Source organism: Thermosynechococcus sp. HN-54 (assembly GCF_023650955.1).
GTDB lineage: Bacteria > Cyanobacteriota > Cyanobacteriia > Thermosynechococcales > Thermosynechococcaceae > Thermosynechococcus.
Window position 1 is genome coordinate 1616776 of record NZ_CP098039.1, and the last position, 13153, is coordinate 1629928.

Genomic DNA, 13153 nt, shown 5'->3' on the forward strand with positions numbered 1-13153 from the left:
CCCATGACTCGTTGGATTACCCTGCTGACCGATTTTGGCCATCAGGATGTGTACGTGGGGGTGATGAAGGGGGTCATCTTAAGTATCCATCCCCAAGCTCAGATGATTGATCTATGCCATGAAATTCCAGCCCAGGATTGCCGCACGGCCAGTTTTCAGCTACTGCAAGCGGTGCCCTATTTTCCTCCAGAAACGGTGCATTTGGTGGTGGTGGATCCGGGGGTGGGAACCAGTCGGCGAGCGATCGCCCTCGATCTCGGCAGTGGGTATTGCATTGGTCCAGATAATGGGGTCTTTACCCACGTGTGCGATCGCTATCCCCCCCGGCGAGTGGTTGAACTCACCCAGCCGCAGTTTTGGCGTACCCCCAACCCCAGTGCCACCTTCCATGGGCGGGATATTTTTGCCCCTGTGGCTGCCCATATAGCGGCAGGAACAGATCTCGCGCGCCTTGGCTCTGCCATTGACCCAGACAGTTTGGTGCGGTTGCCCCATCTCACCTATGAGATCACGCCCCAAGGCGTCCAAGGCTGGATTCAAGCCATTGATCACTTTGGCAATGTGGTCACCACTCTCCCTGCGGCTCTTTTAGTCAAGGGCTACCAGCAGATCCAGATTCAGGGGCAGCAGATTCCCCTTGTGCAAACCTATGGCGAGGCTCCCCCCCAGCACCTAATTGCCTTGGTCGGCAGTCATGGGTTTATTGAGCTAGCGGTGAATGGCGGCAGTGCTCAGTCGGTCTTAGGCTGCCAGAATGGCGATGCCCTGTGGCTAGTTTGAGGGGGGATTGCTCAGGACGGTTTTTGAGGCAATGCGGGTGCGCTTGAGGGTGGATTCACTGAGGGTAGATTGTTGTTGTAGCTCTTGGGCTGAGGCTTCAAGGACTTTTGCCGCTTCCGTGTCCCCCATTTGCAGAGCCGTTTTGGCGGCACTCTGAAGAAAGGTGGCCGCGCCCACAGTGTCTCCCGCTTGCAGTTTCGTTTCCGCCAACTTGGTCTTGCGGTATTTTTCGAGGGTGAGAATGCTCTGCTGCACTTCTGGATCCACTTGGGGGATGTGGTCAGGTTCTGCCGTGAGGGTGAGGGGAATTTTTTCAGAGAAAAGACCCGTGGTCTGCTGCACGGGGTCATCATAGCGGACTTGCACAAAGCCAATCAGGTGAGACCCCGGCGGTAAGGGTTGGGTACTGAGGGTGATTAGGAGTGTCCGTTTGATGGTGGCAGAGACATCGCCAACGCGAATCACATACTCATGGGGGCTGGGGCTTTCGTAGGTGAGTTCAATCGTATCGGGAGCCACTTGGTTCACTGGCTTGAAGTTTCCCAGTTGAGCGGCTTCACTAAGGGTGAGCAGGACATGGGCATTGGTGTAGTCCACCGTGCTGATGTGGCTAAAGAGGGATTGAAAACAGGCGATCGCCTGCTCCGCATATTCAATAAAGACTAAACGTCCAGCCGCAGCATCGGCAATTTGTTCAAGGACATCCTGATTCCAGTGGATGCCAAACCCCAAGGTATTAAAGGTGATGTTATACTCCGCCGCCAGCTTGGCCAGTTCAAGGCAGCGTTGATTATCGCCATGTTCATTCTCGCCATCGGTGAGCAAAAAAGCTTGGGAGATGGTTCCCTGTTTAGCTTTGGCCAACTCTGTCAGGGCCAGTTTCATCCCTAGATCAATGGCGGTGCCGCCACTCGGCTCAAGGGTTGCAATTTGCGCTTTGATTGCAGCTTTGTTCTCGACAAATTGATTGGGCACTAGCACCTGAGCTTTGTGATCAAAGGCGACAACACTCAGGCGATCCGTCGGCAGTAACCGATCCACCAAGGACTGCGCAGCTCGTTTCACCGTTTCCAAAGGTTGCCCGGCCATTGAGCCACTGTGATCCAAAATCAAGCAGAGATTGAGGGGAGCGCGCTGTTGTTGTTGCCGCTGTGCCGTTAACGTCAGTTCGAGTTGGCGTTGTGTCCCTTGGCCTGCACTGACAATGGGATCGCTAAGTTTGGCAATGAGTTCAACCGTCATGAGGGCAAAGTGCAAAGTGTGCTGTTGCTGACCCTACTCTATCATTTTGCCGAAAATGACTCCGACGGTTTTAAGTAATGATGTTCAGTTGCGAAGCTCCCGCTACTTTGGTGACTTCAATGCGGGTTTGAAAGGCTTCTTTGAGGGCAGGCACATGGGTAATGGCCAAAATGCAGTGAAATTCGGGGGCGATCGCGTTCAGGGCGGCAATCAGCCGTTCACAGCCCTGGGCATCTTGGGTACCGAATCCCTCATCAATAATGAGAAACTGGACATCACTCCCCGATCGCTGCGCCAACAGTCGCGCCAAGGCTAAGCGCAACGCAAAGTTGATCCGAAAGGCTTCACCGCCAGAATAACTTTCATAGGGGCGAGTCCCTTGGCAATCGGCAATGAGAATATCGAGGGTTTCAATGGGCTTGGTGTCTGTTCCACTGCGACGCCGACTGCGCTGGGTAATGAATTGGACATGGAGTTGATGGTTACTCAGGCGGCCTAGGATATGGTTGGTTTCTGCCTCCAGATGGGGCAAGACGGTTTCAATGAGCATGGCGGGAATGCCATTTTTGCCCATCGCTTGGGCTAGCTCGCAGTAGAGACGGTATTGATGGCGAAGGTGAGCAAGGGTTTGTTGTCCCTCTTTGTATTCCTGACCCAAGCGCTGGAGATGCTCCAATTCGGCGGTGAGTTTACCGTGGTGGGCTAGGTTGGTCTCTAGGCTCTGCTGTTGTGTGAGGAGTTCCTGTTGACGTTGGTTGAGATCGGCGGCAAGGCGGTTAGCGGTGCGAGCGGTTTCCTCGAGGGTGGCGAGTTTTTGGCTGAGGGTTTGCAGTTGCTCCTGTTGTTGCCGCAGCGTTTCCTCAAGGTGCTGGAGATCTTGGCGGAGTTGAGGCTGGCGAGATCGCCCCCGTTGCAGGGTCTGATAGGCCTCATAGTCCGGTTCTAATGCAGCCAGTTGAGCCTGAATTTGGGCATGGCGGTCAGGATCGTAAGCTAAGGCGGCCAACTGCTGATCAATGGTTGCAAGGGTCTGAGCAAGGGGGGAAGTGGTTTCGAGGGCGTTGAGGTGTCGTTGGAGATTCTCCTGTTGTGCCATCAGCGTAGGCAATTGCTCTTGGATTTGGCAATACTGCCGTTGGGCTTGGCGGAGTTCCTGTTCCTTGGTTTCGGCCCAGCGCCATTTTTCCACTTGCCCGCGGGCGATCGCCAGATTTTTCTCGTCGTAGTTCAGGCGTGCTAGTTCGGCCTCAATGGCTTGCAATTCCCCTAGGGTCTCTCGATGGCCGTTTGCAAGCCGCCGCTCAATCTGCTGAATTTCTGCGGCCAAGCGATCCAGTTGGGGTTCTAAATCTTGGGTACTCTGGAGTTGCTGCTGGAGTTGCCCCCGTTGCTCAAACAGTTGCGTCAGTTGTGAGATTTCGTAGCCAACGGTGAGATATTCCCGTCGCAGAACTTGAATTTCCCGCTCCGTAACCGCCAATTGCTCGCGAATCACCCACAACTGATTCAGCAGTTCCTCTTTTTCAGCGGCATTGCGACGCAGGACGGTCTGATGGTGCTCGGCATCGAGGGGACGTTGACACAGGGGACAAATGGCTCCTGGCTGATTCAGTAACTCCAAGTGTTGCTCCAGTTGGTTGATTTGCCGCTCATACTCCCGCTGGCGGGCTTGCAGTTGTTCGAGGAAGCGGCGGCGCTCCAGTCCCTTGTCCCGCACATGGTCTTGATAGACGCGCTGTTTTTCAAGGGTTTCAATCTGGGCGGTAATCAGTATCACCGCCTCTTGGAGAGCGGGTTGCCGTTCTACCTGTTGGTGGAGATGCTGCCACAACTGCCGCAATTCATCGTGCCGGCTGCGGAGGCGTTCCTCCTGCTGTTGCCGTTCCAGTTCGAGGCGCTGTTTGGCTTGCAGGAGGGGAAAGACCCGTTGTTGAAGTTCCTCTTGGGCTTGGAGGTGAGCACGCGCTCGTTGTAACTGTTCAAAGGCTGCCACAATCTGATGTTCTTGGTTGAGGAGCTTTGCCAACTGCTGGCATTGTTCTTGGAGAAATTGCTGCTGGCTTTCCAATCCATGCAGGGCACGCAAGAGGTCTTGGCGCTGCTGCTCAAGGCTCTGTTGGTGGCGATCGCGCTCTTGGCGCAGACGCTGATATTCACCAAAACACTGCTGTAATTGGGCTTCGGCGGTTTTGAGGCGCTGCCATTGGCTGACGGCGGCTTCTAAAAGTGGGGCACGGGCTTCCAAGTCCTGAATGGCGGCCTGTTCTTGGCGGAGGGTTCGGCACTGCTGCTCTAGGCGGGCAATCGTTGTTGCAAGGGTGTCTCGCTGCTGTTGCAGGTGTTCATAGTCCCGCTGTTGCAGTTGATGGATGTGGTAGGCAGCCTGTTGCTCTTGGAGCCGTCGCTGACACTGCTCCACCTGCTGCCGTTGTTGTTGGATCTGCTGGCTCACCGCTGCCTGTTGGGCGCGCAAGTGTGGCTCTTGGGCCAGTTGATCCGCTAGGGTCTGGAGCCGTTGCTCAAGCATGCTGATTTGCGCTTTGTAATCACGGGCGCGATCGCGCGCCGCTTCCGCGAGGGTCTCGTATTGATCTAAGCCCAAAAGGCTGGCCAGCAGTTGCTTGCGCTCACTGGGGCGTTTGGCCATAAATTCATCGGCACGACCTTGGCGCAGATAGGCACTGTTGACGAAGGTGGCATAGTCAAGACGGAGAATTTGAGTGATTTTCTCTTGGGTTGCCCGTAGCGATCGCGCTGTTAGCGAGGTATAGCCTGCCGCCCTCTGAATCTGCAACTCCAAAACCGTATGTTGCTCGCGGCGCCGCAATCGCACCACCCGATAGGTCTGCCCTTGGACACTGAACTCAAACGTCACTTGGGCTTCCATTTCGCCGTAGTAGATGACATCATCCTCACGGCTTGCGCGGCTTTGCCCCCACAGTGCCCAGGCGATCGCCTCAAGGAGCGAGGACTTGCCCGCCCCATTGGCACCACAAATACAAGCCAGATGTAACCCCGCAAAGGAAAGGGTTGCTTGGCGATAACTGAGAAAATTGCGCAACACCAATTGACGTGGAATCATTCGCGCTGGTCGAGGGCACCATACCCTTGATGGTTGCACAGTTTAGGGCATTCTCTAGCGAAGAATGCGTCACTCCTGAGAGTCTGCCTAAAATTAAGATCATGATCACGACCACTTGCCAACCCACTCCAACCCCCCAACCAGTGCGATTTACGGTGCAGGACTATCACCGTTTACTGGAACTTGGGTTTCTGAGGGAAGATGACCACATTGAGCTAATTCGGGGGGAACTGGTGCGAATGGCGGCCAAGGGAACAGCGCACGAAAGCTGTCTGCGGTGATTGTTGCGAATTTTACCGAAGATTGTGGGCGATCGCGCCACGCTTCAGTGCCAGTTGCCTATTACGATTGCCTTTGATAGTGAGCCAGAACCCGATGTGGCGATCGTCAAAAATCGAGAAGATGACTATGCCTCAGCCTATCCGACGTCTGCCGACGCGCTCCTTGTGATAAAAGTGGCGAATTCGTCCCTAGAGTACGATCGCACAGTGAAACTATACGCTTGATGCTGAAGCCAAGATTCCCCATTACTGGCTGTTCAATGTCAGCGATCGCACGCTGGAAGTCTATAGCGAACCTGCTGAAATTACACCGCGGCAGGTTAGCTACCTCAGCAAAAGAATTATTCCAACCAAGGGCGTTGTGCAACTGCCGCAGTTCCCTGAACAAGTGCTTGAGCTTGCTTCTATTTTCCCAAATAGTTCACAATGATCAGCAGGCCAACTAAGGTTTGACACTCTTGGGCTTTTCCGCCTCTCACCGAAGCGACTGTTGTGAGCATATTCAATTCTTGCAAAAAGTGCCGTAAGTTTGATTAGCGTCATTTTCTGAAGGATAGAGCATCTATGGCTCTTTTCTTAAATATGGGATACATCAATGGTGACGAAAACCTCTTCATAATGGATTTTGCAGTGTTGAGTCTGTGCTACACCTGTGAAAAGGGCTGTAAAAGAGGTGGCGTACTTTACTATACTAGCCCTCACCTTTTTTGAGCCTCTTGCGTTCCTGTGAAAAGGGGTGTAAACGTAACTCTCTTAAAGGAAATGTAAAACCCTGATCCAAGGGAGATCGCAACTTGAATTCTGAAAAAAATTATGGTTTGCTAAAGATAGACACTCATTCATTACGAGTTCGCTGTCAGGCTTTGGCACTCTTTGATTGAATCGCCAATGAATAGACAGTATTTGATCATTGAAAAGGTAGGTTAAAATGGGACGCAAACAAGTAGAACCCTTGACAGGTGCTGCTTTATTAGAGAAGTACAAACAACTGGAACACCTCAGCCATGAGGAAAAAGCAAAGGCCTGTGGCTACTATACGGTCACCCAAAGTGGTAAGGAGCGCATCAGCAAACTGAAGTTTAATAAGGCACTTCTTGAAGCCTTGGGTATGAATATTGATACTAAGTCAGGACGTGGTGGCAGCCGAGGCGGTCGCAGTGCCAGTTATCGAATTACGGTACAAGCCAATGGCAATTTGCTCATTGGTTCAGCCTATACCAAGCAAATGAATCTCAAGCCGGGGGATGAGTTTGAAATTACCCTTGGCCGTAAGCACATCCACCTTAAACAAGTGAGCAGCAACGGTCAACCCACCGACGATGAAGATTAATTTGATTTGATATATCTAATCTGAGAGATTAAGGTACCCCAAATCCACCACCACCAGGGGTACAAATGCGCAGGCGATCGCCCGCTTGGACATTGATTGTGGCGGTTCCTGCCAAGGGATGGGGGATTTGGCCGAGTTTCAGCCATTGATTTTCACCCACCGCACCACACTCACCACCAGCAAGGCCAAAAGGGGGGATTTTCCGCGACTGGCTGAGGAGGCTGACGGTCATGGGTTCACGAAACTCAAGGACACGAATTGCCCCATCTCCCCCCGCTTGCTGCCCTTTGCCCCCACTGCCCCGTCGACGGCAAAACTCCCAAACAATCACGGGGTAGCGGTTTTCGAGCACTTCGACATCGGTGAGCCGAGAGTTGGTCATGTGGGTTTGGACGGTACTGGCTCCCGCAAAGGTGGCTCCTGCCCCAGCGCCACCACAGATGGTTTCGTAGTATTGATAGCGATCGCTCCCAAAGCTGAGGTTATTCATCGTTCCCTGAGCCGCCGCCATAATGCCGAGGGCACCGTAGAGGGCATTGGTCAGGGTTTGCGAGGTTTCGACATTGCCAGCGACAACCGCCGCCGGGAACTGAGGGTTTAACAGTGAGCCTTCCGGCACCCGCAGCTCAATGGGACGCAAACAGCCCGCATTCAGGGGAATGTCCTCTTGCACGAGGGTTCGGAAGACATACAGCACAGCCGCCTTAGTAATGGCAAGGGGAGCATTGAAATTATCATTCGTTTGCTGGGAGGTGCCCTCAAAGTCGAGGCAAGCGGTACCGTCGTTGCTATCAATGGTAATTTGCACCTGAATTTGGCTGCCGTTGTCCATGGCAACCCAAAAGTGTCCCCCTTGGAGCGATCGCAGGCATTGGCGCACACACTCAGCGGCATTGGCTTGGCTAAATTCCATGTAGGCAGCGACAACCTCGCGACCATAGCGATCGCACAGGGTGATCAGTTCTTGTACCCCCCGCTGATTGGCGGCTATTTGGGCTTGCAGATCCGCCAGATTCTGCTCAGGATAGCGAGCCGGCCAAGGGGCTTGGGTTAACAGTTGATCAATGGCCGCCTCTTGAAACTCTCCCCCATCCACCAGCAGCACATTATCAAAGAGAATTCCCTCTTGACGGACATCGGTACTATTGGCCGGCATTGATCCGGGACTGATCCCCCCAATGTCAGCATGGTGCCCCCGTGAGGCAACAAAGAAGGCGGGTTGGGCTTCCCCCTTGAGAAACACGGGGGTAATCACGGTAATATCCGGCAGATGGGTGCCACCGCGATAGGGGTTATTCGTGGCAAAGACTTGACCCGCCCGGAGGGTGCGACCTTTCTCGGCCAGTAGTGCCTTGACACTTTCGCTCATTGACCCCAAATGGACGGGGATATGGGGGGCATTGGCCACTAGGTTGCCGGCCGCATCAAACAGGGCACAGGAAAAATCCAAGCGCTCCTTAATGTTCACTGAAGCACTGGTCTGCTGGAGCCTTACCCCCATCTGCTCAGCAATGGCGCGAAATAACTGCTGAAAAATGGCAAGCTGCACTGGATCCGCAACGGTGGCGGCAATCTGCTTTGATGGTTTCGAGGATTCCTGAAGGGGACGCAACCACAGTCCCCCTTGATCATCCACTTCTGCCTGCCAGCCCGCCTCAACCACATTGGTGCCCGTAGCATCTAAGATTAAAGCCACCCCTTCAATGACGTGATGAGCCGGCAGGCGATCGCGCGCATAGACCGGCGCCTTGTGCCATTGGCCTTTGCTGTAAACCGGTACATGGGCAAGGGGCGTGAGTTCTGCGGCGGCATGGGGTATCGTGACCGCTGGAACCGCCTGAACAGCAACGGCTTCAACCGCGATTTGACCGATGCGGAGCGATCGCCCCCCTATAGTAAACCCATAGCGATCGCGATGCGCCTGAGCAAAGAACGCTGCCATCGTTTCCTGATCCGCCCAAGGCACCCACAGCGTCGTATCTGTACCGATATAGCCCAAGCCAACACGCACCTGACTTTGAATTTGCCAGCGATCAATCCCTTGGGCAACCAGTTCAGCCACCGCTTGCTCTTTTAGGTGCTCAATTTGCCCTTGCAGGTCAGCCAGAACCTCGGCGATCAAAGGTTGTTCAATGGTTTGCTCCTTCAGTACCCGCAACTCCGCCTGACCAATGCCGTAGGCCGAGAGCACCCCCGCATAGGGATGGAGATACACCTGGGGCATTCCCAGCACCTCGGCAATTAAACAGGCATGCTGCCCGCCAGCACCGCCAAAACAGCAGAGGGTGTACTCGCGCACATCGTGCCCCTGCTCAAGAGAAATTTTCTTAATCGCCTGTGCCATCGTATTCACGGCAACCGCAATAAAGCCAGCCGCCACGTCGGCAATACTGCGGGCATCCCCTGTGCTCTCGTAGATCTCTTGGCGCAGTTGGCCAAATTTCTGTTCCACAATCTGGCGATCTAAGGGTTGTTGACCATCGGCACCAAAGACAGCGGGGAAGTAGGCCGGCTGAATTTTTCCTAGGAGGAGATTGGCATCGGTCACCGTGAGAGGTCCGCCACGACGATAGGCGGCAGGTCCAGGATTGGCACCGGCAGAGTCTGGCCCCACTTGGTAGCACCCCTGATCAAATCGCAAAATCGAGCCACCGCCGGCAGCGACGGTATGCACGGCTAAGAGGGGCGATCGCAACCGCACACCGGCAATCGTCGTTTCCTGCCACCGCTCATACTCTGGCCAAGGAGCATCGGAATTGTGACGATAGTGGCAGACATCCGTGGAGGTGCCCCCCATGTCTAGACCAATTAGCCGCTCAATCCCTGCGGCTAAAGCAGTGCGCACCACCCCTACCATCCCCCCGGCAGGTCCGGAGAGGAGACTATCCTTACCGCGAAAGCAGGAAGCCGCCACCACACCGCCATTCGACTGCATACAGTACAGGGGGATTTCCCCTAGCTCCGCCTGCACTCCCTGAAGATAGCGATGGAGCACGGGGGACAAATAGGCATCCACAACGGTGGTATCACCGCGGCTCACCAGTTTGATCAGACCACTCACTTCATGGGAAACGGACACTTGGGTAAAGCCCATCTCCCTTGCCAAGGCCGCCACCTGTTGTTCATGGTCAGGGTAACGGTAGCCATGCACGAGGACAATGGCACAGCTACGGATGCCTTGGGTATACACCGCTGCCAATTGCGGCTTCAGCGCCTCTAAATCAAGGGGAACCAGAATTTCTCCTTGGGCACTCACCCGCTCTTTGACTTCAATGATATGGCTGTAGAGGGGTGGCGGTTGCTGAATCGCTAAGGCAAAGAGATCCGGGCGGTTTTGGTAGCCAATGACGAGGGCATCCCCAAAGCCTTGGGTGATGAGGAGAACCGTTGGGTCGCCTTTGCGTTCCAAAAGGGCATTGGTGGCCACCGTTGTCCCCAGTTTGACAATTTCAACGGCTTCGCTGGGAATGGGTGCATCGGGTGCCAATCCCATGAGGGTACGAATTCCTGCTACTGCCGCATCGCGATACTGCTCTGGATTCTCTGAGAGCAGCTTGTGCACCACCATGCGACCATCAGGACGGCGGGCGACGATATCGGTAAACGTGCCACCGCGATCGATCCAAAATTGCCATTTACCTTGGATCTCACTCTGCATTGATAGCCACTTTATCAGTGTTGGCAGTGGTCTAGGGATTACTTAGTGAGAGATGGAGGGGTTGAGATCACCACTGGTCGGCATTCCCTCACTGTGAAAGCCATTGGTTGTTTCCCCTTGCAGCCGTTGATGATGCTGGCGAATCAGTTGAATCGTGCGGCTCACGTCAGCGGGGAAAATCACCACCAAGGAGCCTTGGGGAGCACGATCAAGAGCAAATTGAATCGCAGCCACCTCGTCATGGATGATGTCGTACTGCCGTTGGACACTGTGGTGATGTATCCCCCGTTCAATCCAATAGGCGGCATCGCCGCGAGGCCGGCCGCGGGTATCATCGTCTTCTTTGATAATGATCCAGTCAAAGATTTTCGCCGAGAGTTCTCCTAGTTGCTCCAAGTCTTGATCGCGGCGATCGCCCGGCCCACCGACGACACCAATGCGCTGCCCCGGCCATTTTTGGACAAATTCACCAATGGCCTCATATCCTGCCGGATTGTGGGCATAGTCCACCAAGACACTAAATTGCCCCAAATCAAAGAGGTTCATCCGACCGGGGGTTTGTTCTACGGAGGTGCGGAATGTCCTTAAGGCAGCGCGAATATGCTCAATACTGATGCCGTGGGCAAAGGCGGCTAGACTGGCAGCGAGGGCATTGGCAATCATAAAGCTAGCGCGACCGCCAAGGGTAATGGGCACATTTTCTGCCTGTTCAATCCGTAGGGTCCAGTCCCCTTTCAAAATGGAGAGATAGCCATTTTCATAAACAGCGGCGAGTCCCCCCTGCTGAATGTGCTGTCGAATGAGTGGATTGTGGGGGTTCATCGAGAAATAGGCCACTTGGGCTTTGACTTGGCGTGCCATTCCCGCCACTAGGGGGTCATCGGCATTCAACACCGCATAGCCATTCGGCCAAGCGGATTCCACCACCACGGCCTTCAAATCGGCTAATTGTTCAACAGTGTCAATATCGCCAAGGCCAAGGTGGTCAGCCTGCACATTGAGCACCACCCCGACATCACAGTGGTCAAAGCCCAAGCCGGAGCGGAGAATACCACCGCGTGCTGTTTCTAGGACAGCAATTTCAACCGTGGGGTCTTGCAGGATCAGTTGGGCACTTTGGGGGCCGGTGGTGTCTCCTTTTTCCACCAAATAGTCACCAATGTAGATGCCGTCTGTGGTGGTGTAGCCAACAGTTTGCCCCGTTTGTTTGCAGATATGGGCAATGAGGCGGGTGGTCGTTGTTTTACCATTGGTACCCGTAATCGCAAAGATGGGGATGCGGCAGGGGGTTCCCGGTGGAAAGAGCATATTCAACACCGGTTCAGCGACATTGCGGGCAATTCCTTGGCTGGGGTTCGTGTGCATGCGAAAGCCGGGAGCAGCATTGACCTCGACAATCACACCGCCAACTTTAGGCAGGGGCTGACTAATATCGGGGCTGACAACGTCAATCCCCGCAATATCGAGACCAATGATCCGAGCCGCTCGCTGGCAAATCCAAACATTTTCGGGGTGAATTTCATCGGTGCGATCGACGGCAATGCCACCGGTACTCAGGTTCGCCGTGGCGCGCAGATAGCAAATTTCCCCCGGCTGCAAGACCGTATTCAGGGTATAGCCCTGTTTTTCCAAGAGTGTCCAAGTGTCGTGATTGACCTCAATGCGGGTGAGGATATTATCGTGACCATCTCCCCGCTGCGGGTCTTGGTTGGTTTTCTCAATGAGTTCTTCGATGGTGGAGCGGCCATCGCCAATGACATGGGCTGGTACCCGTTCAGCCACAGCAACTACTTTGCCATTGACCACTAGGACCCGAAAGTCGCGACCCGCATGATAGCGTTCGACAATCACTGATTTGGAGACGCTGCTGGCAATTTCAAAGGCTTCTTCGGCTTCTTCTAGGCTGTTGATGTCAATCGTAATCCCCCGACCGTGGTTGCCGTTGAGGGGTTTAATGACAATCGGGTAGCCACCGATGTCTTCAATGGCTTCGGGGAGGTCTTCAATGTAGCGGACGACGGTTCCCTTGGGCACAGGAATTCCGGCATCCTGAAGCAGTCGCTTTGCGCCTTCTTTGTCCCCTGCCAGTTCAACGGCCAAGATGCCACTGCGATCGCTTAAGGTGGCTTGCATGCGATGACTGCGGGCACCATAACCCAATTGAATAATCGAGCGACTGCTCAACTCAAACCAAGGAATATTACGGGCTTCCGCCTCGCGGACAATCGCTTCCGTACTCGGGCCTAGGGAGGCTTTGGCTTTCAACTCGCGGAGATCGGCGAGATCCTGATCCAGTTCGCGCTGGGGATAGGTGCCCGTATCAATAATGCTCTGGCACAGTCGTACCGCTGCGCGGCCGGCATAGCGACCCGCTTCTTCCACTTGGTATTCATAGACTACTTGATACACCCCCGGCGTTGAGGTCTCGCGGGTGCGGCCAAAACCAACGGGCATGCCTGCTAGTTCTTGCAGTTCAAGGGCGACATGCTCAACCACATGACCAAGGTAGGTGCCTTCGCGAAGGCGGGTGAGAAAGCCCCCTTCATAGTCAAGGGAACAGAAATGATTGTAGAGACTGGGTAAAACCCGCACCAAGCCATCCACAAAGCCGGGAATCTGATTGGAGGGGGTGTTGGCCACCTCTTCTAGATCTAAACGCATGACAATCAGCTTATGACGCCGAATGCTCCAGTAATTGGGACCCCGCAGCGTTTGTAATTTGAGAATCTTCATAGAAGAGTGGCTTTTTTAAGGACAGCTTACCATTTTTAGTTTTGAGG

8 protein-coding genes are annotated in these 13153 nt (G+C 54.3%); 4 read left to right on the forward strand and 4 right to left on the reverse strand.

Features of this window, described 5'->3' with window-relative positions; genetic code table 11:
• Nucleotides 1-3 precede the first annotated feature (3 nt).
• On the forward strand, nucleotides 4-780 hold the full coding sequence (locus NBE99_RS07835) for an S-adenosyl-l-methionine hydroxide adenosyltransferase family protein (protein ID WP_250681544.1): 777 nt from the start codon (nucleotides 4-6) through the stop codon (nucleotides 778-780).
• On the opposite strand, the gene NBE99_RS07840 is transcribed toward NBE99_RS07835, so the two are convergent.
• Together NBE99_RS07840 and NBE99_RS07845 are read right to left on the reverse strand one after the other, a co-directional pair.
• On the reverse strand, nucleotides 772-2022 hold the full coding sequence (locus NBE99_RS07840; protein WP_250681545.1) for a VWA domain-containing protein: 1251 nt from the start codon (nucleotides 2020-2022) through the stop codon (nucleotides 772-774). The genes NBE99_RS07835 and NBE99_RS07840 overlap by 9 nt on opposite strands.
• A 70-nt stretch (nucleotides 2023-2092) precedes the next feature.
• Nucleotides 2093-5104: an AAA family ATPase gene (locus tag NBE99_RS07845; RefSeq protein WP_250681546.1), complete on the reverse strand. Its 3012-nt coding sequence runs from the start codon at nucleotides 5102-5104 to the stop codon at nucleotides 2093-2095.
• Between the two features lie 101 nt (nucleotides 5105-5205).
• Here NBE99_RS07845 and NBE99_RS07850 point away from each other — a divergent pair, with 101 nt between their 5' ends.
• The 3 genes from NBE99_RS07850 (at nucleotide 5206) to NBE99_RS07860 (ending at nucleotide 6715) form a co-directional block, all read left to right on the forward strand.
• The gene (locus NBE99_RS07850; RefSeq protein WP_250681547.1) at nucleotides 5206-5385 is read left to right on the forward strand and encodes a Uma2 family endonuclease; all 180 of its coding nucleotides are present in this window, start codon (nucleotides 5206-5208) and stop codon (nucleotides 5383-5385) included.
• A 3-nt stretch (nucleotides 5386-5388) separates the two neighbouring features.
• Nucleotides 5389-5610: a Uma2 family endonuclease gene (locus NBE99_RS07855; RefSeq protein ID WP_250681548.1), complete on the forward strand. Its 222-nt coding sequence runs from the start codon at nucleotides 5389-5391 to the stop codon at nucleotides 5608-5610.
• A 703-nt stretch (nucleotides 5611-6313) separates the two neighbouring features.
• Entirely contained in the window at nucleotides 6314-6715 is a 402-nt protein-coding gene (locus tag NBE99_RS07860; RefSeq protein WP_250681549.1) for an AbrB family transcriptional regulator, read from the forward strand.
• Between the two features lie 28 nt (nucleotides 6716-6743).
• On the opposite strand, the gene NBE99_RS07865 is transcribed toward NBE99_RS07860, so the two are convergent.
• Nucleotides 6744-10373 carry a hydantoinase B/oxoprolinase family protein gene (locus NBE99_RS07865; protein WP_250681550.1) on the reverse strand — a complete coding sequence of 1210 codons (3630 nt, stop codon included), beginning with the start codon at nucleotides 10371-10373 and terminating at the stop codon, nucleotides 6744-6746.
• A 42-nt stretch (nucleotides 10374-10415) separates the two neighbouring features.
• Nucleotides 10416-13106, reverse strand: coding sequence for a cyanophycin synthetase (gene cphA, locus NBE99_RS07870; RefSeq protein ID WP_250681551.1), 2691 nt, complete (start codon nucleotides 13104-13106; stop codon nucleotides 10416-10418).
• Nucleotides 13107-13153 lie beyond the last annotated feature (47 nt).

Coding starts and splice junctions, on each gene's coding strand:
- cphA (WP_250681551.1), bottom strand. CDS start 13,106: ATGAAGATTCTCAAATTACAAACGCTGCGGGGTCCCAATTACTGGAGC.
- NBE99_RS07865 (WP_250681550.1), bottom strand. CDS start 10,373: ATGCAGAGTGAGATCCAAGGTAAATGGCAATTTTGGATCGATCGCGGT.
- NBE99_RS07835 (WP_250681544.1), top strand. CDS start 4: ATGACTCGTTGGATTACCCTGCTGACCGATTTTGGCCATCAGGATGTG.
- NBE99_RS07845 (WP_250681546.1), bottom strand. CDS start 5,104: ATGATTCCACGTCAATTGGTGTTGCGCAATTTTCTCAGTTATCGCCAA.
- NBE99_RS07840 (WP_250681545.1), bottom strand. CDS start 2,022: ATGACGGTTGAACTCATTGCCAAACTTAGCGATCCCATTGTCAGTGCA.
- NBE99_RS07860 (WP_250681549.1), top strand. CDS start 6,314: ATGGGACGCAAACAAGTAGAACCCTTGACAGGTGCTGCTTTATTAGAG.
- NBE99_RS07850 (WP_250681547.1), top strand. CDS start 5,206: ATGATCACGACCACTTGCCAACCCACTCCAACCCCCCAACCAGTGCGA.